This window comes from Streptomyces sp. NPDC001480, assembly GCF_042894725.1.
Taxonomy (GTDB): Bacteria; Actinomycetota; Actinomycetes; order Streptomycetales; family Streptomycetaceae; genus Streptomyces.
This window is the reverse complement of record NZ_JBIAVX010000035.1, coordinates 1-21,516: the sequence shown is the minus strand read 5'-3', so window position 1 is coordinate 21,516 and position 21,516 is coordinate 1. Positions and strand designations below refer to the sequence as shown.

General features: G+C 66.9%; 17 protein-coding genes. 5 read left to right on the top strand and 12 right to left on the bottom strand.

From position 1 onward, the window contains the following. Positions 1-177 precede the first annotated feature (177 nt). The 3 genes from ACFY01_RS43935 to ACFY01_RS43925 are packed head-to-tail and all read right to left on the bottom strand — an operon-like array spanning position 178 to position 2,446. On the bottom strand, positions 178-1,152 hold the full coding sequence (locus tag ACFY01_RS43935; RefSeq protein ID WP_390741394.1) for a transporter: 975 nt from the start codon (positions 1,150-1,152) through the stop codon (positions 178-180). Then, a complete protein-coding gene (locus ACFY01_RS43930; protein WP_390741393.1) occupies positions 1,149-2,045 on the bottom strand; it encodes an ABC transporter ATP-binding protein in 897 nt (298 codons plus the stop codon). Before ACFY01_RS43930 ends, ACFY01_RS43935 begins: the two co-directional genes overlap by 4 nt. Then, positions 2,042-2,446, bottom strand: coding sequence for a GntR family transcriptional regulator (locus ACFY01_RS43925; protein ID WP_390741392.1), 405 nt, complete (start codon positions 2,444-2,446; stop codon positions 2,042-2,044). The genes ACFY01_RS43930 and ACFY01_RS43925 overlap by 4 nt, the downstream gene beginning before the upstream one ends. A 256-nt stretch (positions 2,447-2,702) precedes the next feature. On the opposite strand from ACFY01_RS43925, the gene ACFY01_RS43920 reads away from it, so the two are divergent. Together ACFY01_RS43920 and ACFY01_RS43915 are read left to right on the top strand one after the other, a co-directional pair. Further along, entirely contained in the window at positions 2,703-3,629 is a 927-nt protein-coding gene (locus ACFY01_RS43920) for a recombinase family protein (RefSeq protein ID WP_390741391.1), read from the top strand. A 4-nt stretch (positions 3,630-3,633) separates the two neighbouring features. Continuing rightward, on the top strand, positions 3,634-4,116 hold the full coding sequence (locus ACFY01_RS43915; protein ID WP_390741390.1) for a hypothetical protein: 483 nt from the start codon (positions 3,634-3,636) through the stop codon (positions 4,114-4,116). Here the strand turns inward: ACFY01_RS43915 and ACFY01_RS43910 are convergent. Continuing rightward, positions 4,113-4,331 (bottom strand): hypothetical protein, encoded by a 219-nt coding sequence (locus ACFY01_RS43910; RefSeq protein WP_390741389.1) that lies wholly within the window; start codon positions 4,329-4,331, stop codon positions 4,113-4,115. The two genes, ACFY01_RS43915 and ACFY01_RS43910, sit on opposite strands and share 4 nt — an antisense overlap. A 1,739-nt stretch (positions 4,332-6,070) precedes the next feature. After that, positions 6,071-6,946 (bottom strand): sigma-70 family RNA polymerase sigma factor, encoded by an 876-nt coding sequence (locus tag ACFY01_RS43905; RefSeq protein WP_390741388.1) that lies wholly within the window; start codon positions 6,944-6,946, stop codon positions 6,071-6,073. An 87-nt stretch (positions 6,947-7,033) separates the two neighbouring features. Between ACFY01_RS43905 and ACFY01_RS43900 the strand changes: the two genes are divergently transcribed. Next, the gene (locus ACFY01_RS43900) at positions 7,034-7,492 is read left to right on the top strand and encodes a carboxymuconolactone decarboxylase family protein (RefSeq protein WP_345048515.1); all 459 of its coding nucleotides are present in this window, start codon (positions 7,034-7,036) and stop codon (positions 7,490-7,492) included. 72 nt (positions 7,493-7,564) lie between these two features. On the opposite strand, the gene ACFY01_RS43895 is transcribed toward ACFY01_RS43900, so the two are convergent. After that, positions 7,565-10,627 (bottom strand): Tn3 family transposase, encoded by a 3,063-nt coding sequence (locus ACFY01_RS43895; RefSeq protein ID WP_390741387.1) that lies wholly within the window; start codon positions 10,625-10,627, stop codon positions 7,565-7,567. Positions 10,628-11,241: 614 nt separating this feature from the next. Between ACFY01_RS43895 and ACFY01_RS43890 the strand changes: the two genes are divergently transcribed. Further along, positions 11,242-12,582: a WD40 repeat domain-containing protein gene (locus ACFY01_RS43890; protein ID WP_390741386.1), complete on the top strand. Its 1,341-nt coding sequence runs from the start codon at positions 11,242-11,244 to the stop codon at positions 12,580-12,582. A 125-nt stretch (positions 12,583-12,707) separates the two neighbouring features. Here the strand turns inward: ACFY01_RS43890 and ACFY01_RS43885 are convergent, their stop codons facing one another. The 6 genes from ACFY01_RS43885 to ACFY01_RS43860 all read right to left on the bottom strand — a co-directional run bounded on the left by ACFY01_RS43885 (position 12,708) and on the right by ACFY01_RS43860 (position 20,610). Beyond that, complete coding sequence (locus ACFY01_RS43885) at positions 12,708-13,844, bottom strand: helicase associated domain-containing protein (RefSeq protein ID WP_390741385.1); 1,137 nt, start codon at positions 13,842-13,844, stop codon at positions 12,708-12,710. A gap of 237 nt (positions 13,845-14,081) precedes the next feature. Further along, a complete protein-coding gene (locus tag ACFY01_RS43880) occupies positions 14,082-14,303 on the bottom strand; it encodes a hypothetical protein (protein ID WP_390741384.1) in 222 nt (73 codons plus the stop codon). 297 nt (positions 14,304-14,600) lie between these two features. Beyond that, the gene (locus ACFY01_RS43875) at positions 14,601-15,536 is read right to left on the bottom strand and encodes an RNA polymerase sigma factor (protein ID WP_390741383.1); all 936 of its coding nucleotides are present in this window, start codon (positions 15,534-15,536) and stop codon (positions 14,601-14,603) included. Positions 15,537-16,117: 581 nt separating this feature from the next. Continuing rightward, entirely contained in the window at positions 16,118-16,648 is a 531-nt protein-coding gene (locus ACFY01_RS43870; protein WP_390741382.1) for an RNA polymerase sigma factor, read from the bottom strand. A 77-nt stretch (positions 16,649-16,725) separates the two neighbouring features. Next, positions 16,726-17,466, bottom strand: a complete 741-nt coding sequence (locus ACFY01_RS43865; protein WP_390741381.1) for a hypothetical protein — start codon at positions 17,464-17,466, stop codon at positions 16,726-16,728. 624 nt (positions 17,467-18,090) lie between these two features. Next, entirely contained in the window at positions 18,091-20,610 is a 2,520-nt protein-coding gene (locus tag ACFY01_RS43860) for a Helicase associated domain protein (protein WP_390741380.1), read from the bottom strand. A 287-nt stretch (positions 20,611-20,897) separates the two neighbouring features. Between ACFY01_RS43860 and ACFY01_RS43855 the strand changes: the two genes are divergently transcribed. Beyond that, positions 20,898-21,164 (top strand): DUF6199 family natural product biosynthesis protein, encoded by a 267-nt coding sequence (locus ACFY01_RS43855; protein WP_390741379.1) that lies wholly within the window; start codon positions 20,898-20,900, stop codon positions 21,162-21,164. Positions 21,165-21,516 lie beyond the last annotated feature (352 nt).

Sequence of the window (21,516 nt, the reverse complement as noted above, 5' to 3'; positions counted from 1 at the left end):
CTGTACTGCCCGGAGTTCCTCGACGCGCTGCTGCAGGAACTCGCCCACACATAAGCCCGGCACCAGCCCATCGGCCGCATCGGTGAGATTGATCTTGAACGAGGAGGGGACAACGCCGCGAGGGGCAACCGGGTCTCGGCTGCTCCTCGCGGTACTTCGTAGTGGGAGTGGTGTCTTTCAGGTCAGTCGGCGGCGGATCCACCAGGCACAGAACCCGGTCAGGGCCAGTGCGAGGCCGAGGTAGAGCCCGGTCTCGGCCCATTGAAGGGTCCAGAAGTTGCCGGCGGGCTGGTAGGAGACCTGCTGCCGGTACCCCGCCTTGGTGAGGTTGGCAGCGCAGTCCGCCATGGAGGAGCAGTCGGTCAGCGACTCGGGCAGGGTGGCAGGTCGGCCGGAGGCGTTGACGGTCTGTTCGGACAGGATCCAGGCGCCCGGCTGGCCGAAGTCCACCGCGCGCACGGCGTCGACGCCGATGTTCACCGGTTTGGCCTCGGTGAACGACAGCGTGGCATCAACGGACGGGGCCAGGTGGGGCCGGCCCCACAGGGGCATCGCGATCTGCACGACGGCGTACGCGGCGAGGGTGGCGGCCATCGCAGGCACGGTGCGACGGATGAGCACACCAAGGGTGACGCCGAGGATGAAGGCGAAGGCGGCATAGCCGATCGGGACGACGCCGCGCCCACCGAAGACCAGGGGATCGATGCGCGGGTAGAAGGGGTCCGCACCGGTTCCGCCGCTGTTGACGGCCTGGTCGATCGGACTGCTCCACCAGGTCACCGCGAGGGAGGCCAGGGCGGCGGCGGCCATGGTGGCCACGCTGGTGAGGGCGAGCTTGGTGGCGAGCCAGCGGGTACGGGTGATGCTCTGGTTCCACGCCAGGCGGTACGTACCGGTCTCCAGCTCACGGGTGATCAGCGGTGCACCCCAGAACATGCCGATCACGGCCGGTACGAGGAGGACGACTGCGAGGCCGAGGTAGTACACGCTCTGGTCGGCGCTGGTGATCCGGCCGAACAGGTCGTCCCCGGCGCTGGCGTAAAGGTCGGCCAGCTGCGGGCCGGTGACCGCGAGGAGCACGGCGAGGAAGGCCAGGGCGAGATACACGACCGTGGCCTGGGTGCGGAACTGTCGCCAGGTCAGCCAGATCATCGGAGCACCTCAAGGGCGGGTCGGGAATCACGGAACGCGTCCGCGGGGCGGGTCATATAGGCCAGGACGATGTCTTCCAGACCGAGCGGGGTCACGCTCCAGGATGGATCGTGGACCGCGGTGTCGGTGCGTACCAGGAGGGTGGTCTGCCGGTCGGTGTGGCTGGCGGAGATGACGTGCTGGCCCGCCGGGAGCGTGTCCGGGTCACGGCGCGGGCCGGTGAGCCGGTGGTGCGAGGCGACCAGGTCGTCGATGTCGCCGGCCACCTGCACCCGGGAGTCGACGAGGACGATGACGTAGTCGCAGGCCCGCTCCACGTCGGAGACGAGGTGGGAGGAGAGTACGACGCTCATCTCGTGTTCGGCGACGGCCTCCATCAGGTCCTGCATGAACTCCCGGCGGGCGAGCGGGTCGAGGGCGGCGACCGGCTCGTCCAGGATGAGCAGCTCCGGGCGTTTGGCGATGCCCAGGGTGAGGGCGAGCTGCGCGCGCTGCCCCCCGGACAGTTTCCCGGCCCGCTGTTTAGGGTCCAGGCCGAGCCGACGGATCCGGTCCCGCGCCACGGCGTCGTCCCAGTTCGGGTTGAGTCGCTGGCCGAAGTCGAGGTGATCGGCGACGCTCAGGGACGCATATGTCGGGGTGTCCTGGGCGACGAAGCCGACCTTGGCCAGCTGTTCCACGCCCTCGGCGGGACGGCCGCCGCACACCTCGATGCTGCCGGCCGTGGGGGTGAGCATGCCGGAGGCCAGGTTCAGCAGAGTGGACTTGCCTGCCCCGTTGGGTCCGACCAGGCCCACCACCCGGCCGGCCGGGACGTCCAGGTCGCAGTTCTGCAGAGCCCAGCGCTGCTTGTACTTCTTGCCCAGTGCCTGGGCTCGTAAGACGGCGCTCACGCTACGTCCTCTCCGGCTGCGTTGTGAAAGGTGTTCATGAACAGTGCCTCGATGCTTTCCTCGTCGAGTCCGGCCAGGCGGGCCTTGGTCAGCCAGCGCTGGAGGTCCTTGCGGAGCGGGCCGTGCGCGGCGAGCGAGGCATCGGCCAGCGTCCTCGTCACGAACGTCCCGACACCGGGGCGGGCAGCAACCAGGCCGTCGTGCTCCAGCTCGCGGTACGCCTTGAGCACCGTGTTCGGGTTGACCGCCATCTGCTTCGCCACATCCTTAACCGTCGGCAGCCTGTCCCCCTCCTTCAGCAGACCCAGGCGCAGGGCGTGCCGCACCTGCTGGACCAGCTGCTGGTACGGGGACAGGCCGGACCGACCGTTCAGGTGGAACTCAATCACCGGTTCCTCCATTTACCTAGTTGCCTAGCACTATAGCCTTCCGGGTCGGCCGTTCGGCAAGGGAGACCTCCGCCGCGCGAGGTTGGTGCCCGTCGGGCCCGCTCGCCTGTCGGCAAACGAACGAATGACGACAGGCTCGACGGGCGTCCAATGAACCCAGGTTTTCCAGGGCCTGGCGACGGCTCAGATCCAATGAGATCCGATGGCGGTTGACGACAGGGTTAGATGACATCCCGGGTCCGATGGGGCGGCAGAAGCGAGGGACAGCGTGGCCAATCTCGTATACAAGCGAGTGTCGACCGACCAGCAGTCGACCGACCGTCAGAACCTCGTCCTGGCCGAGGCCAGGATCGAGGACCCGGTCGTCTTCGAGGAGGAGGCCGGCACCTCCAGCCGCCTCCACCCGCTTGAGCGCCCGAAGTTCGGCGAGCTGCTCACCTACGCGCGGCCGGGCGACACCGTGCACATCTCCGAGATGTTCCGCCTGGTGCGTGGCACCGGTCACATCCTCGACGTGCTCGACGTCCTGCACCGCGACCGTCTCGCGCTGCGCATCCACGACGGCGCGTTCTCCGGCATGGACCTCACCGCCCGCCACCCGCGCACCGGGGAACTGCTGTCCACGGTGAAGTTCATGGTGCAGACCCTCGCCGCCGCCGGCGAACTCCAGCGTGACCTCCAACGAGAACTGACATACGACGGGCTACGGGCCGCCGAGGCCAAGGGCAACAAGGGCGGGCGACGCCCCGCCCTCGCGGGCGAGACGGTCGCCGACGTGCGCACCGCATACCTGGAGGGCCAGTCCATCGCCGCCCTGGCTCGCGAGCACAGCGTCAGCCGCGGCGCCGTGCGCACCGCCGTCGCCGACCTCCTGCCGGAGCACGTCGCCGACGAAGTTGCCCCGGCCCCGGAACTGCTCCTCACCCTCGACATGCCCGGCAAGGTCGCCGACTTCCTCCGCACCACCGAGCTGGACGACGCCGAGCAGGCCGCGCTCGACAACGGCCACGCCGTACGACGCGGCACGGGCTACACCCTCCGCGTCACCGCCGTGCCCGCTGTCCACCGCCAACTCCTCGTCCGCTGCCAGGTCCTCGACGGGGTCGGGGCGATCCCCGCCCAGCGCAAGGCCCGCCGCGAGTACGAGAACCGCGTCAGCGCGCTCGGTCGAAGCGATCCTTCTCAAGGACCCTGAGTTCGTGGCCGTCGACTATTCCGGCGACACCAACGCCCTGCGCCGGGCCGTGGTCAGCCGGATCTACGGCTTCGACATCGGGATCCACAACTCCTTCGGCCTGGAGATGTACCTCTTCCACCAGAGCGCGATGCTCCTGGTCTCCGCGTGCCCGGCGATCCCGATGGGTGCCGTCAACGGCTCCACGCAGAACATCAACGGCATCGCCACCCGCATGCTGATCGATTACGACTTCGGGAAGAAGGCGGACACCATCGGCCTGGACACCATGTACGGTCTCGCGACCGTCAAGGAGGACCCCGACTTCGCCGTCCGGGGTACCGCCAGCGGCGAGAAGTTCGTCCGGGGCCTGAAGATCAGCATCACCGAGACCGCCTCCGTCGGGCGGCTGATCCCTCTACGCGCAGGAGCCCCGAGGCGCGTCCGCCTCGGGGCTCCCACTTCGAGGCGGCTACGCCTCGCTGTCGTAGTAAAAGTTAGCTGCTAGCGCCTTCTGAAGAATTCGTACAGCCCGACAGTGGCAACAAAGAATGCCAGAATTGAACCCATTGCAACTGCCGCAGAGTGGACCGTGTCCGACCAGCTATCCTTAGCTGCAATACAAATCGCCACCTGAACGGCAGCTCCAGCAATAGACAATGCGATAACGGCAACGACAGCAAGTAGAGCAGAAATTCTACGTTCGGTATCGTTGGTGCTCATGGCGTTTTCTCCTTCGAGTCCAGTGAATGTGCATGTGAATCACCTTTTCTTCAATCTCTGGCGACTGCGGCCACAGTCGCCTTAATTCAGGAATTGCCAGCCGACAGGCCGGATATTTTGATCGCCGGGTAGGCAACACCTCCCACATCAATTCGTGGGAACTAAAGCGTTTGCCCTGATGGGGGGCCCAGGCCAGGGGGGTCTCTCATGACTCTCCTCCTTGCATTCGACAACAGTTGGATCCAAACGCCCCCAGAGTTTGGGGGTGACCGAACTCGCCCGTCGGCGAGGGCATCGAGGGTAGCTCACCGCCCCCTCAGACAGGAAGACGTTCAGCCCGTGCAGGGGGTTCCCCCATTCACCCATTCGTGGCCTCAACGCTACCTACCTGCACGATTATGGAGATGCATATGCCAGTAGCAACTTCGAATGACATAGCCGATCGACTGGAGCGGTCCCTGGATGACGATGAGCGTCGCAGCCTGCATCCGCGTCGGCATTTTCTCCCGAGCCGTTACTCTTGGCGCTGACTTTCCTGGCGCAGGCACTGGGCGCACAGGCCATAGGGAGGATTGGGGTCACAGGTACGTGCCCCACAGCCCCAGCAGTGCCCGTGATCGCGGGCGGTGCACGACCCGGGGCACTCCTCCGGATCGGGCTTTCCGATCATGGGGTCGTCTCGGTCCACGACACCAGCTTGCGTCGGCCTGAGGCCACCCGCACCGCCAGCCACCGACCAAAAACGACTCTGGGGCGGTTGGAGGAGATGCGCGCATCTCCTCCAACCGCCCTGTAGGACGGCGGATACTCCCGGCACACACGCCACCACGTGATCCGCAGCCTTCAAGATCATCCCGTGGCCCCTTTTGGGCTTACCTCGGCGATCCCCCCCGCAAGGCCCGCCGCGAGTACGAAAACCGCGTCACCGGCCTCGGAACTCCGGCCTGAACAAGATCACCGGCTTAGCGTTAACCGCTGTACCGATGTTCCCCGAGGCCGGTCACCAGGAAACTGCCGTCGCAGCCATCCCGCGATCTGCTCGGGTGACCAGCACAGAGCCAGCTTGGCTTCCACCAGGGCGCGAGGAGCAGGCCGTTGGGCGAGCTTTGCCCGCTTGGGCCGGCGTCCCCGCTTGTAGGCGGCTGCATCGGCCGGGGCAGCTCGGTAGCGGTCCCGGCCGCCGTTGCGGCGATCTCGCGGGAGACGGTCGAAGGAGATCGGCCCAGCCGCTTGGCAAGCTACCGGGCCGATTCCCCGGCGGCGATACCGCGGGATATCTCCTCACGCTCACTGCCGCTCAGATGCCGGTCTGACCGCGTCTGCGAGGTGAGGCGGACACCGCCGCTCTGGTACAGGAAACGGCGGGCGTGCTGCATCGGAGCCCCGAGTGCTCGCCCGATCAAGCTGAACGACTGCTCTTCGCGCCAGCGTCTCCAGATCTCATCCTGTTGAGCTGGTGAAAACCCGTAGTCACGCACCTGTGCCTCCACGGTCACATGATCATCTGTGGGTGGTGCGTTGATCACTTGAGGGTGCCTTCGTTTGCCGACACGGCGGGCGGAACCGTGGAGGGGGGCTGACCGCCCGGCACCGGGGTCGGGCGCTCGTTGTACTGCAAGATGCCTTGCCGATCGGTGCGGGCGCTCATCCCAGGCCCCGCACTCTCGGCCGACCAGGTGGCTACACCCACCGTCTCGGCGGGATCCGGCATGGACCGAGCGGCCGTCGCCGGCAGGGAGTCACACCGGGTCCGGCAGGTCCATGAGCGCGAGTTTGGCCGGGTCGGTCACGGCGGTGATCTCGGTGATACGACCGGCGGCGACAGTGAAGGCGAGGAGGGAGAGCGGGGTGCCGTCTTCACTCCAGGAGATGACGCCGGGGAGACCGTTGACGGTGGCCGCATGCCCCCGTGCCGCGCCGGCGGCCACTCTTGCGCGGGTGGCGACTTCGGTGGCTCCGAGCGTGACGAACGTGCCGTTCGGCGTGTGGACGGTGAACTTCACCTCGGGGTGAAGAACCTCCAGCAGCTGCTCGAACTGCCCGTCGCCGGCCGCGGCCAGGAAGGCTTGGACCACCTTGCGTCGCTGCCGTCCGGTGCTCGTCGGCTGCTGGGCGTTCTGCACCTTCCGGCGGGCGCGGCTGGTGAGCATCTTGGTCGCGTCGGTGGACTTGCCGAGAATCGTGCCTATCTCCCCGTGAGGCACGGCGAACACGTCGTGCAGTACGAACGCCAGCCGCTCGTCCGGACGCAGCGAGTCGAGGACCGTCAGGAGCGCGAGGCCCACGGAGTCCCCGAGCGCCACGAGGTCTTCCGGAGCGGGCGCGTCATCCAGCGTCACGGTGACTTCGGACAGCTGGTCGTCCAAGGAGACCTCCGGGCGGGTCCGGCCCGACCGGAGGACATCAAGGCTGATGCGGCCGACCACGGTGGTCAGCCAGCCGCCGAGGTTGTCGATGGTGCCGGTGTCCTGGCGGGAGAGACGCAGCCATGCCTCCTGGACCACGTCTTCCGCATCGGCGTGTGATCCGAGCACGCGGTAGGCGACGCCTCGGAGCCGGTCGCGATGGGCCTCGAAGGCGCCGACGATCGGATCCGTGGGATGGGTGCCGGACATGTTGTTACCTCTCTCAAAGCTGCTCCGTCATAGGGGTGACGGGCACAAGCCCGGGAACGTAACCCCGATCAAGGAGAGCACTCTCGCATGGAGAACCGGCTCAAGAACAAGAACACGAACAACCCCGACCTGTGGACTGCGATCAGTCACCTCCACAAGGCGATCGCCGCCGGAGGCGTCGACCCGAAGCTGCTGACGCTGGTCCATCTGCGAGCGAGCCAGATCAACGGCTGCTCGGCGTGCGTCTACGCCAGTGTCACCGGAGGGAAGAAGGCCGGTGAGACCGATGAGCGGCTGCACAATGTGGTGGCGTGGCGCGAGGCGCCGTTCTACACCGATGCGGAGCGCGCGGCACTGGCGCTGGCCGAGGCCGCCACCCGGCTGCAGGACGGTGCGGAGGGCGTCACCGACGAGATCTGGGAAGAGGTCAACGCCCATTTCACCGAGGAACAGATCGGCGCGATCAACCTGGAGATCGCGCTGACCAACTTCTTCAACCGGATCAACCGCACCATCAAGGAACCGGCCGGCCAGACCTGGGGCTGAGACCAGCGTGGCTCTTACCCACTGACCGAGCAGTGGTGACTGAGCTCGTCGGGAGATCGGGGCCCCACCTCCTCACCCCGAGGCCGCAACCGGTCTGCCCTCGGGGGTGCGCGGCCCGGGCACGGCCTCCCGGGCGGTCAGGTCCAGGTCGAGGCGTCTGTTCATGTCCAGTTCGAACCGGCCGTAGGGATTCACGTGGGTCCAGAACAGCGGGGAGAGCGCCCGCCGGTCCGCGTCGGTGAGAGTATCGGCCCACTTCGGGTCGGCGAGGACCTGCTGCATCAGCAGCGTGTTGACGTAGACCAGGGCGGACTGGAGTAGGTGGAGCGCGAGCATGGACACCTCCTGGGACTCCTTGTCCTGCCCGGCCAGGTCGCCGTCCTTGCCGTAGAAGAGGTCCTTGTTCGCGGAGTTCCAGTTCTCCACGACCTGCAAGCCCTCGTGGATCTCCTGCCGCAGCTCGACGTCGGCGAGGTAGTCGCAGACGAACGATGTACGCACCGCCCGGCCCATCTCCTCGATCGCCTGGTAGGTGGGGTGCTTGGGGCCGCCGCGGGTGAAGCGGCGCAGGACCTGCTCGGCTTCGGCGGTGCCCAGGCGCAAGGCGGTGGTGTACTTCACGATCTGGTCGTACTGCTGGCGGATCAAGTCCCAGTTGATCGTCTTGGTGGACAGCACCGGCGCCAGGTGGGGCCAGTTGTCGTCCTCCCCGGCCGCCGGGCGGTACAGCTTCGCGGAGCCGATGTTCTTCAGCCTGGGCATCAGCTTGAAGTCGAGCATGTGGGCGAAGGCGAAGCCGACGATGGACGCGCCGTGGGTGTCGGTGTACTGCCGGTCCACCTCCATGTCGGTGCAGTGCCGCAGCACGCCCTCGATCATCGAGGCGACCTCGGAGGCCGAACAGGACGTGAGCTGGGAGTAGATGCACACCGACTTCCGCTCGACGTGCCAGTAGATCATCACTCCGGGGCCCCGGTAGCGCTGGTGCCACTCGGTCATCAGGTTCGAGGACCAGGAGCCGAACTTGCGGCTGTCGGAGGCGCAGGCGGTGCCGGTGCCCCACCACATCTCGTCGCGGGCGGCGAAGGTGGCGTTCACCAGCTTCCGCAGGGCAGCGCGCATGTTGGCCCGGTTGACGAACAGGTGCCGCACTCGGCGCAGCGTCGCCTCGGACTCGCCGTGCTTGCCGGTCACTGCGACCCGCTTGATGCCCATGTTGGTGCCCAGCCCGAACAGCACCAGCAGCAGGCGGCGCCGCAGCACGTCCTTGGACAGGTTCTCGCGGGTGGCCACCGAGGTGAACTCGGCGATGAAGTCGGTGTCGAACTCTGCGTACTTCAGGATGTCCAGCAGATCGATGGTGCCCCAGCGTCGCTCGATCTCGCCCTTGATGGCGACCAGGGACTCCGGCTCCTCCTGCTTGCCGCGTGGCGAGACCCTGATCCACGGCTCACCACGCTTCTTGACGATCGCAACCCCACCCGTGGTGCCTTCCGCGAGGGCCTGCTCGAACCGGTCCAGTGACGTGCGGAGCTTGCGCTGGAGCGCGGTAATGAACTCGCCCGCATCCTGCGGCTGGCCCAGGGCCGCGTAGTGCACGTCACGGTTGTCCTCGAAGTCGGTGGGCAGGTCGTCCTCCGGGTTGCGCCACCGGTTCGCCCCCACGACCCAGATCTCCCGCCTGCGCAGCGCGTCCCGCAGCGCCACCAGAACACACAGCTCGTACGGGATCCGTTCGACACGGCCCTTGTCGTCCACCACCGCCGCCCGCCACTGATCGGGAACCACCCCCTGAAGCGGCACCGTCTCCGCCGGATCGAAGAACGCGCCCTCCTTCAGCGGCTGCTCCAGGTACCGCCCCAGCAGGTCGATCGCGTCCATCACCGGCCGGTACGCGGTGTTGTTGCACTTCAGCGCCAGCGCCTTCAGCAGTGGCGCGAGCATCCGTCGCCAGTGCGCTGAGTAGGACGACCGCAGCACCGTGCGGACCCTGGCCTTGTAGCGGGCCTCGTTCGCCGCGGCCTCCGCCGCGAGAACCTTGAGCGTCTTCTCCCCGCCGACCACCGGGAAGATCACCCGCCGCACCGTGCCGGACGGCTCCGACAGCGCCGCCTCCGCGACCCGCAGCAGCATGCCCTCTTTACCGCGGACCTTCTTCAGCTCCGCGTTCAGCTCCTTGTCGACCTTCCGTTCCGCACGGGTGTTGATCTTTAGTACGAGCTGGATGAACAGGTCCACCAGCGAATCGGTGATCTCCGTCTGCCGGACATGGCACAGCGTGGCCAGCAACGTCAGCCGCCGCGGCGGCTTCATCCGCTCCAGGTTCGCCGGGTACTCCTTCGAGGCCCGCGCCCGCCAGGCGTCCACCAACTTCTCCGACACGTCCGCGAACAGATCCGCGGGCAACTCCAGGCGCCGCACCCGCTCCAGCTTGTTCACCTCGGCCAGCAGACTCTCCAGAGCCGGGGCACCGGGGTCGGTCTTCAACTCGGCGAAGTGCGACCGGCCGCCACCAGCCACAGAGCCGTCGCCATCGGCCTCCTCGTGTGTGTCGCCCACGATCAGATCCTCCAGGCGAGAGCGGGTCGCGTGACTGAGCCGGTCCAGCGTGCCGCGGCAGAACTGCGCCTCGAAGTCCTTGACCGCCTTGCCGACCAACCGCCGAACTTGCCCCGGTGCCGGCGGCTCGACGTGGTCGTTGCGGCACCGGGCCACCACCGCCGCAGCGAGCCGGTCGCGCGAAAGCTCCACCGGGCACAACTCGGCGGCCAGCCACCCGGCCAACCGCTCCTGGTCCTCCTCGGTGATCGCCCGGAACCCGTACGCCGCCCGGATCTCCTTGCGATGACGCTTGATCCGGTCACCCTGCCAGTCGTACGCCGCCCACGCCTCCGCCGGCACCTTCACCTGCTGAGCCAGGTACTCCACCGCGGCGGCCGGAACCTCCCTGGCCGCCTCCGGGAACCGGGCCTCCACCTCGAAGAACTTCAGCAGCAGCGCGAACCCAAGCCGAGTCGCCCCCGACTTGTTCCGCACCTTTTTCATGTCGTCTTCGAGCAGCGTCCAGACCTCGATCAGATCCTCCGGCTCCCAGTCCTGCCGCAACCGCCCCGCCCTCTCGTCGAGATCACCCATTCAGCTCAACGAGACGGCCGGCGAGGGGAAACGACAGCCCGGAACATGACCCAGCGTTACTCGCCACCTGGCCGTAGCTATACGAGAACAGGCCCGACAAGAGCGCCGGCCTCGCGGCGGGAACTGATCCGGACGTGCTGGGTGGATCAGGGTGTGCGAATGCAGGGGAGTGCTGGTCCCGGGACATCGGGATTCTCCTGGAAGGCGGAGGAGCAGAGACGGCGGACACCTGTGGTGGTGTCGTCCGCGTGGGGGTGGCGCGCGCCTCGCGGTCGGCGGTCCTGCTGCTCTCTGTATGAGAGCGTCCCTGCTGGCCTTCGGCCCTGGCCCAGGGTGGCGTGTTCAGCGTAGCTGCGATCGGTGCGTGCGTTCCCCTGGGCGTCTGGCGGGTTGTCATCAGTGCTACCTCCTGGGCGACTATTCGAGCCCAGCCCCGGCCGGTCTCCTGCACAGAGCGAAAAGAGGCATACGGAGCTGCACTGGGGTGGACCTGCACCCTTCTTCAGCTAGCGTCCAACAAACTTCCGCATTCTTCCGTGATCTGCAGAGGATGCTCTCTAACCTGGGCAGACGGACTGGTGGAGCTGCCGCCGTATACGAGGACTGGGGGCGAGGTGCGCACAGCCGGAGGCGACTTCGGACGGGAACTGAAGCTCGCTGCTGCAGAATTGCGCACGCTCAGGGCACGGCACGGTGACCCGACGTACGAACAGATCGCGGCCCGAGCCCCGCGGGGCCAGCGACTGTCCCCGTCCGGGATCAGCGCGGCCCTGCGGGGCCGCAGCCTGCCCAGCCGCGATTACTACCTCACCCTGGTCCGCGTCCTGCTGGCCTACGACACCAACAAGGTGGCCTCGCTTCAACATCCGGAGATACCCCAGTGGCGGGATCGCTGGCAGCGGCTGTCTCTGCTGCGCCACGCACAAGGCAGCCGTGACCCTGCCTCCCTGCCGATCGAGCACCATGCCGCCCTGTCCGAGCAGGTCGTGCTGGCTGCGCTACGGCGGGGCCAGCACGTACAGATGCCGCCGACCGCCGTCGACCTCGGCGGGGTCTGGGCAGTTACGTTCTCCCCGGACGGCCTTCTCCTGGCCACTGGGCACGGCGCCAAAACAGCGCAGCTGTGGGATACCGTCGAACAGCGCAGGGCAGGACCGGCACTGTTCGGGCACACCGATCGAGTGACGAGCGTCGCCTTCTCTCCCGACGGCCGACTCCTGGCAACGGGAAGCGAGGACGGAACCGCCCGGTTGTGGGACGTAGAGAGCCGGACCCTCATCACAGAACCCCTCGATAGCGCTGGCTTCGTCGACAGCCTCCTCTTCATTCCCGACGGCCAGTCCCTCTACCTCCAGGGGCGCACGATCCGCCGATGGGACATCACCGACCCCACCCACCCTCGCAAGGCGGAAAAACACTTCGCCAGCAACCTCACCTGCGCCCCAGTCCTTTCCACCGACGGCCTGCTGATCACCGGCCACGCTGGAGGCACCGCCCAGCTCTGGGAAGCGCAAGAGCAGACACGGATTGATGCACCCCTGCGTGGACATGCCTCGGACGTCACAGCCCTGGCCCTTGCACCGAGCGGCGACGTGCTCGCCACCGGCAGTGATGACGTCCAGCTCTGGGATATACGGACACGTCAGATGATCCACGAGCCTCTCGAATGCTCGGGTGACATGGTCACAGAGATGGCGTTCTCCTCGGATGGGCGGATTCTCGTAGCTATCAGCGGTGACCGGGTCTCCGGGGCTCCGGAGGAACCGGACTTCAGCTTCAACACTTGGGAGACAAGCACCTGGACGGAGCTGCCCAGTCCGCACATCGGCCACATCGGCCACGTAACGGCATCAGCGTTCTCACCGGACAGCAGGCTCTTCGCCACGGGCGGCATAGACGGCCTTCTACGGATCCGAACCCTGCCTACGGCACTGGGGGAGCGGCCGGTGACCTGATGCTCTTAGCGACACTCAAACGCTTCAACAGCAACTCCGAGCCCATTGCACTCAGTTAGAGCCGCCCCAGGCTCGACAGTTCGGCACGGAGCAAGCCGGCCGTCGTCGTGCCCCGGTCTCTACCACTACGTCCAGCGCATGCCGATGGCGGATAGTTGTTTCCACCGCTCTGGGGATAGCGTCGAGGCCCTGCTCCGCTGGTTCCCGATCCATGCCCCAAGGCGGAGCTCCCGCTCCTCCTGGTCCGCGCCGACGGCGATGGTCTCGATGTGCTTCCTCGGCACCCGCAGGTGCCCCTCGCGCTCGTAGAACTGCTTGGCGGCCTCGTAGTTCGTCGCCCATTTGCCGGCTTGGGTGCGGCGCGAGCGCGGCTGCTCGTCTTCGGTCGCGGGTGTAATCCCGAGAACCTGCTTGAGCAGCCACTGCTGCACGGCGGTGAGCTTGTCGAAGCCCAGGCGTTGGGTGCGGACCCATCGTCCGAGGTCTTCGCCCTGGTGTACGACGTCGCCCGGCGAGGTGGGTAGTGTGCCGCCGTCGTCGAGGTGTTGTCGGGTGAGGTGAAAGGTGCGTTGCCATTCCACGGGCCAGGCCGGGCACCAGGATGGGTCGATCTCGTCCAGTTGCTCGCGCCGCACCTGAGATAGGGCGCCGGCGGACGACGCCACCGGTAGTCCCCCGGCGCGTCGCTGTTCGGTCTCGATGGCCTTGCGGGCGGCGGCGCGGGCGTTCTTGAGCCAGATGCCGACCTTGTAGCCCTGGTGGGTGGCGTTGGTGGGGGCGAGGAGGTGGCCGTGTGCGGCGGCCCACCCGCGTGCCGCCGACAGGCCTTCCTCCCATGCGACGTCGTAGTGGGACCAGATCATCCCGAGCGTCTCCAACTGCTCTACACGCTCTTCGTCCAGGATGCCGCGGGCGTAGAAGCGGCGGGCGTCGGTGATCCACTGCCCGGACGGGACGCGGTAGGTGAATGGCACGCGCAGGTCGCCGTGGAGCCGGTTGTAGATGACGGCGGCTTCGATGCCGCGGCGCCAGTGTTCGTGTTCGGGGTTGAGGACGCGCAGGTTGATGAACGCGGCAAGGGCGGCTGGGCCGCGGGGTGTGCTGAATTTCAGCAGTTCTCGTGATGGCGCTGACAGTCCACGGTCGCTTCGGTCGCTCTCGGCTTCTTCGTTCTTCTGGTCTCCGGTGCGGGTCTGTACGCCGCTGGAGCGGCTGGGGACCGGGAACCAGCGAGCGGTGGGTGCCCCACCGGTGCGCGACATGTCTTGGCTGGCCCCACCATATTGCGCTGCCGGCTATGCCCGCGGTCGAGCCGCCCGGCCCCTACTGGCTACGCCCCTGTCGCGGTGACCGGCTCGTCCCCCGTACTGCGCTGCGGCAGTTGCTCGACCAGTTCCAGCCGAGCCCGGCGCCCCCGAAACGGTCATCGCCTCCGTGTTGAGGACGATCTCTTGATCCCAGCGTGCGGGCAGGGGCGGCTCTCGTCCGGCTGTGGTGGGCTAGTGCTTCCAAGGATGCGGGAGCATGTTCCACAGGGTCTTGAGCCAGTCGGGCGGGTGGGAGAGGAACTTGTCCACCATGCGCGCCGTGATAGAGCGGGCGGCGCCCTGTGCGGCGCCTTGGAGTGTCGCGGTGGGAACGGTGACGCCGACAGTGGGCTGCTGAGGGGAGTGCGTGGGGCTGGGCGGCTGGATGGGTGCGGGGAGGTTGTCCCGGATCATGTTGCTGCTCCTTGACCAGGAGGATGAGGGAAGTGGCTCCGGAGGCCGTGGTGCAGGCGGGAGAGGTGACCGCAAGCACCACGGCTCCTTGTCTGGGGCTTGAGAACTGCGGGATGGGAGACCAGCAGATACCGAGGAACAGTCGGCTGCGGTGGCCCGAGCGCAAGCCGGTGTGCGCCGCACGCCTTCCTTCGAGACTGCGTCAGCGGGTTTGTCCCTGGCTGCTTTGGCTTTGGGGAAGACAAGGCAGCGGCGCTCGAGACCATGCCGAGTTTCGACCGGCCCGTAGTTTTCGTTTCAGGCCATGCTGACAGCGCGCTGGGCTTCCGCCTCGAGCCGTCGTTCGTGCAGCCGGGTGTGCACGCTCCACAGACCGGATGAGTCCTGCTTGACCAGGCCGTTCTCTGCTGCCTGAAGAAGCACGTCTTGGTGCCGCTCGCCATGGATCCCCAGAAGGGTTAGGACAGCTGTCTCCAGCCCCGCCCCTTCGCCCACCACACCAGCGTCGATGGCATCGGCCAGCATGCGGTAGTCCGGGTCCTGCGGTGTCTCGTCGTACACCCATTCCCAGAACCGCTGCCGGGCCATGCTGCCCAGAACGCCCAGCAGCAGGGCCACGCTGATCACTCCGAAAGCGATGCTCTGTGCGCTCCACCCGTGTACGGCACTAACCGCGCCAGTCAGCGCACTGAGCACACCTATCACCGACAATCGCATACGCAACGCGAGTGTCTTCCGTAGGTGATTCAGTGCTCGTTTGGTGTGAGCAGCCACGCTACCGGGGGCTACACCCATCTGCTCGGCCGTTTCCTGCTGCGTCTTGCCCAATGCCTTGGTGTTCCAGACAGCTTCCCGTTGGCGGGCTGGCAGCTTCTCCAACGCCTCCTGTACATCGAATCGGATGCCGACCTGATCGCTGAAATCAGGCTCTGAGCCCCGCTCCAGCCACCTGGCCAGCACCTCTGGCCTTTGCGTCTTCCTGTACTGCTCGGCAGCGCCCACAACAAGGTGCTTGATTACCGTGTAGAGGTACCCAGGCTTGTTGAGGACTTCGGCGGGATACCTCACAACCCTGCAGAAGGCCGTCTGCACAAGGTCCTCTGCGTCAAGAGCTGAGGCAGGCACACCCTCGCGCCACAGCATTCCTCGCGCCAACCTGAGCAGCCGCTGCCCATGCTGCTCGAACACCTCTTCCCAGTCAGATGCATCACGCAGCTGGCTTGTTCCGTTCACCCTTTCCCCTCCCCATTGACGCACGCCGAGCTTCCGCACAGCCCACGTACTGCCGGCCACTGCACAGGTGGTGCGCTCAACCGCTGCCTGGCCCATTGGGCCAGCAGGCCACGCTCGCGCTCAGTCTCTTATTGCGGCCCTACATAGAACCGGTGTCGCACTGATGGCCGCCATCCCCACACCTCCTCATACGCTGAGCCACCTGAGCCCGGTCAAGGGACGAACCGGTTCAGGACTTACACCTATACAGAGCGATCAGCGGTCGAAATTCTTGACACGTTGTCCTTGATTCTTTTGCATCGCATAAATCGGTATAGACAGCCCTCTTTCGTAGTGTTTCACCCGCTGGCTTGCGGCCGCTTGGCCACTCCCTCAGACACGCACTCACAGGGCACCTCGAGCGCCGTGGGGCGGGCGCGGGCCTAACAACGCTTCACCCAGAGCACGCCAGTGGCGACACCGCGCATCTCGGCGAGATGGGGCAAGCAGAGCCTGACGTCGTGGCGGGGTGAGTGCAGGTGCCGTCGATGCGACGGCCCCTGCACTCACCTCGGCCGTGCGGTGGTGGGCGGGGCTGGGGGTTAGTCGTCGTGGAGGGTGGTGCTGTGTTTCATGCTGCGTTTGAGTTTTTGGCGGCTGTGTTTGAGCTGGGCGCGGACGGTGGCGGGGTTGATGTCGAGCATGTCGGCGATTTCGGCGGTGGTGAGGTTGTCGACGTAGTGCAGGACTAATGTCTGCTGTTCGCGTGGGGTGAGGGCTGATCTGATGGATGCGGTGAGGGTGTCTATCTGGATGTTGCGGACGGCTGTCTGTTCGGCGGATTCCTCGAGTTGGGGCTCTATGAGGTCGAGGAGGTCGGCGCTGCTGGGGAGGACTTCGCGGTTGGTGTGCCGCCATGAGTTGACGACCTTGTTGCGCAGGATGCCGCAGGCGTAGCGGAAGGGCGGGGTGGGGTCGGCGAGGACCTCGCGCCACTTGGTGTACATGACCTCGAAGGTCTCGGCGACGAGGTCTTCTGCTGTCCAGGCCGGCACCCGTACTTTCGCTATCCGGGTCAGCTTCGCGTGGGTATCGGCGACGAAGTCCTCGAACATCGCGGTTCGTTCGTCCATGGCAGCCCGTCTGTCGGCATGGGGCGGCCTCCCCCCGCTGGTGTGCGGGGGGAGGCCGTGGTGCGTGGTGGAGCCCATCAGACCTCGTCGTTCGTGTCGGTCCGTGACCTGATGTCGTTCAGCCAGCGTTCCCAGCGCGAGCGGATCTCGCTGCCGATCTGGGTGATGCCGTCGAACAGCAGCACCGAGAGGACCACGGCGAGCAGTTCTGTCTGGAGCGACTGCAGGTCGGTCAGCCACTGGGCGGCGAGCAGCCCGCCGCTGAGGAACCGCCCGGTGATGCGGAGCTTGGGCAGGGACGGCATCGAGCGCAGCACCACCCGGGCATCGAGCGCCAGGTCGCCGTTGTGGTCCGCGCGGGCCATGAGGGGCTCGACCTTGACCGCTTTGCGGAAGGCCTTCGCCACGGCCAGGAACCGACCGATGGTCTCGCACAGGATGTCGAAGACCAGGATCACGACGGCGGCGCACCGCAGGCCGGGGTGGAGTGACTCCGTGCCGGGCACCAGCGAGATGCCGGTCATGGCCGCGCCGACGAGACGGGCGAACAGCCGGGAGCGCATCCACGGCGCGTCCTGGGGCGCGGGCTGGGGGAGCGCCGGTACCGGAGCGGTGATGCCCGAGGGCTTCTGGATCGCCGGTCGGTCGGGGACCGCCTGCTTCGGGGCGGAGGGCTGGACCGGCTTTGCCCGGTCACCCGCGCGGCGCTCTTCCTTCCGCGCGCGGGTGTCCTTCTGGTGCCGGTCCTTCTTGGAACCCGACGGAGACTTACCGGTCTTGGGAACGGCGGACTGGTCCTTCGGGGGACGACGCGTCACGACGCTTAACCTTTCAGGTCGTTTTTTCAGGTGCATCGGAGTGAGGCCCGGGCGGGCCTCGACGACTCCGGTCGTCGCTCGGCGCGGCAGGTGGTGCATTGGGATGGGCTGCGCATCACGACGTTGAACGCATCTTCTCCGGTCAGTTGTGCATCCGTCCAGCACGGACAGTGTGCAACTGCTAGACAGATAGTCATATTTATGACGCAGTGTTAAAATTCACCTACGTAGAGTAATTTTTTACTGTGACCTCGGTCACATATCACCTTCGGAACCAGTGATTCCGGCAAGGTATTAGCGAGACGCGTTCAGGTGCGTCGGAGTGAGGCCCGCCATCGAGGCTCCGGGATGGGCAGAGATGGCGGGCTTTCACCCCAGGTCACGGATGGTGGCAGGCGTCAACGTGAGTTGTCGCTGGGGTCCTTGAGGTACAGATAAGCCTCTCAGTGATGTGATGTCGATCACATGTAATGAGCGTTCTTTGTTTCATTCATGTTGGTCGCGAGGTTCATGCCAGTAAGAAGTCATGCGCCCGCTTCAAGGCGAATGCGGCGCTATAGGTAGCAACCTCCTGCTTCGCATCTCCAGCCACAGTGGCCGCGGCCCTACGCAGGTCCTTTACGGCTATGTCCAGCGCATGCCGATGGCGGACAGCTGCTCCACCCGCTCCGGGGTGAGCGTCGCGGCCCGGCTGCGTTGGTTGCCGATCCATGCCCCGAGCCGGAGCTGCTGTTCCTCCTGGTCCTCGCCGACGGTCCGTTCGATGTGCTTTCTCGGTACCCGCAGGTGTCCTTCCCGCTCGTAGAACTGCTTGGCGGCCGCGTAGTTCATCGCCCATTTGTCGGCTTGGGTGCGGCGTGGGGGCGGCTTTTCCTCGTCGGCAGCCGGCTCGATCCCGAGGACCTGTTCCAGCAGCCACTGCTGGACGCCGGTCAGCTTGTCGAAGCCGATCCGTTGGGCGCGCACCCATCGTCCGAGGTCTTCGCCCTGGCGCAGGACGGTGCCGGGTTTGGTCGGAAGTGCGCCGCCTTCGTTGAGGTGTTGTCGGGTGAGGTGGAAGGCGCGTTGCCATTCCACGGGCCAGGCCGGGCACCACGCCGGGTCGATGTCCTCCAGCTGCTCGCGCCGCTCGTCCGACAGCGCCCCGGCCGCCGACTGCACCGGCAGGCCCTCGGCTCGCCGCTGCTCGATCTCGGCAGCCTTCCGGGCAGCCGCTCGCGCGTTCTTCAGCCAGATGCCCACCTTGTAGCCCTGGTGGGTGGCGTCCAGTGGCGCGAGCAGGTGCCCATTCACCTCGGCCCACCCACGCGCCGCGGCGAGACCTTCCTGCCACGCGACGTCGAAGTGCGACCAGACCATGCCCAGCTTCTCGAGCTGCTCGGCACGGTCTTCGTCCAGGGTGCCGCGTGCGTGGAAGCGGCGGGCGTCGGCGATCCACTGTCCGAGGGGGAAGTTGGCGAGCGTGGCCGGCCACCCGTCGGCTTCGGCCTCCTGGTCGTCGCGGCCGGGCATGCGGTAGGTGAATGGCACGCGCAGGTCGCCGTGGAGCCGGTTGTAGATGACGGCGGCTTCGATGCCGCGGCGCCAGTGTTCGTGTTCGGGGTTGAGGACGCGCAGGTTGATGAACGCGGCGAGGGCGGCGGGGTCGCGGGGGGTGCTGAATTTCAGCAGTGCCCGTGCCGGCGCCGACAGTCCACGGTCGCTTCGGTCGCTCTCGAGTTCCTCGTCGTCCTGGCCCCCGGTACGGGTCTGTACACCGCTGGACCGGCTGGGGGCCTGGGGTTGGGCCAGTTGTTCGACGATGCGGGTGTCGTGCGCGCGGAGTGCCTCGAGCAGTTTCGCGAGCCCGCCGTATGCCCTGCTGGTGAGCATGTTGTCGGGGGTCTCGCCGGGGCCGAGGAGGACGGGTACGACGAGGGAGGCGGTCTTGCCTTCGCCGGGCTGCATGCGCAGTGCGCGGCCGACGGCCTGGACGAGGTCGGGCATGGATCCGCGGACGTCGGCGAAGTACACGGAGTCGCAGTTCTTCGTGTCGACGCCCTCGCCCAGCACCCTCACCGACCCGAGGAAGCTCTTCTCCACGACGGAGCCGTCCGTGGCGATGCCGTCCGCGAACTCGCCCAGGACGCGGCGCCTGTGGGATGGCTTGTGGTCGCCGCACAGCCAGTCGGCCCAGACCGTCTTCGGGTACAGCCCGGGGTCGTCGTCGTGGAGCCGCTCGGCGGCGTGGGGGAGGCCGGCCGCGAAGGCTTCGGCCTCCTTCACCATGTGGTGGAAGACGAGGGTGCGGCGGAGATTTTCTTCGGCTGCCGCCTTGAGCAGCGCGGTCTGCAGCGCGGCGAGCCTGGCCCCGCGCACGGCCTCGGACCGGCCGTCCGCACCGAGCAGCAGGGCGGCCTGGAGCTCGGTGTCGGTGACGTCGACGCACACGACCTGGTACGGCGCGCAGATACCCCGGTCGATCGCCTCCGACAACGTCAGCGTGTAACAGCGCGCCCCGAACGGCCCGCCGGCATCGTCGTCCATCGACGCCACCAGCTCACCCGGCACGCCCTGCTGCGCCTGCTCTTCGTCCAGCTGCCACAGCCGGGGCGTGGCGGTCATGTAGAGGCGGCGCAGTGAGGGGATGCGGGTGTTGTCGTGGACGACCGCCCAGGGCTTCCCGATCCGTCCCGAGGTCCGGTGCGCCTCGTCGACGACGATGAGGTCCCAGCCCGGAAGGTCGGCCCGGTGCGCGTGCTCCAGCGTGCCCAGTCCGAGGGAGGCGTAGGTGGCGAAGACGGTGACCTTGTCGAACGGACGCACCCAGGCGACCAGCTCGTCCACGTCCGTGGTGTTCGCAAAGCCCGCCTCCTCCCCGCGCAGAGACGAGACCCCGATCATCGGTCCCGTCCGGCCGCCTTCACGCCACGCGGCCTCGGTCTGGGCCAGCAGATCCAGCGAGGGCACCAGCACCAGGACCCGGCCGGCCTGGAGCTCCTCCGCGCTGCGCACGGCGACGAGGGTCTTCCCGGAGCCGGTCGCCATGACCACTTGAGTCCGCAGTCCCCGCTCGGGCACTGTAGATCTTGCAGGGAATTCCAGTGCCTGGAGTACGGCGTCCACGGCTTCTCGCTGGTGGGGCCGGAGTTTCTGCGCTGCCATGTGATCTGCCTTCTCCTGGGGACCGAGTGAGGGGTGTCGGGCCGACAGGTAGCGGGAAACCTGCACGTAGATGACGTTCCATCGGCTAGAGTCCAAGCATCGTGGTCGCACGCCCGCGTCTGCTCGTTTCGAAGTAGACGCGTTCCGGAACAACTCCCCTTCCTTCAAGGGTGCCACTGTGTAAATCCAGAGTCTATCTCGACTCCGGAATGAAGCAAACGATGTCCCTCCCTTGACTCGTTTCCTATGACTAGTTTCCTGATGGGACGTCAGGGCATCCGGATTTCATGTATCACGACGAGATGCTGCGTGCTTCCTCCGGAGGCGGCGATGCCAGCCCTGCCCTCATTCCGGTCTTATGCCTCTTCCTGATCATGGGGCTGGTCCAGGTCATACGCCCGCAGCTGCTGTGGCGGTTGAACAGTCGCCTGCAACGGGGCTGGGTGAAGGATCCTGACGCGGCCGAGCCCACCGGCAAGGGCTATGCGATGCAGCGAGTGACCGGGGTGGTCTTCCTCGCAGTTGCCGTGTGGATGCTGGTCCAGCAGATCTGACCGGAAGCCAGACATACGGGGCCGGTGGCACGCCCGGCGCGAGCAGCAGACAGATCGCCCCTAGCAGCGCCCGGCCCCCTCCTCGCTGCTGCTCGCCCGAAGGGCGCCGGCCTGGAGTAAAACGGCCCCGCACTGAAGGCCCGGAGCGAAGCGGAGGACCGTTTACGGAGACTGGGCCCACCACCGCTCCGGGAGCGCAGCGGACGGAGCGTCAACCTGCCTGCGAAGCAGGCAGGTTGTGCGGGCCGCGCAGCGGCCCGCTTGCCCTCCCGCTCCGCGGGAGGGCAACGCCCGCGCGCAGCGCGGGCGTTCGCTTGCATCGCGCGCAGCGCGATGGGACCCGCTCCGCGGG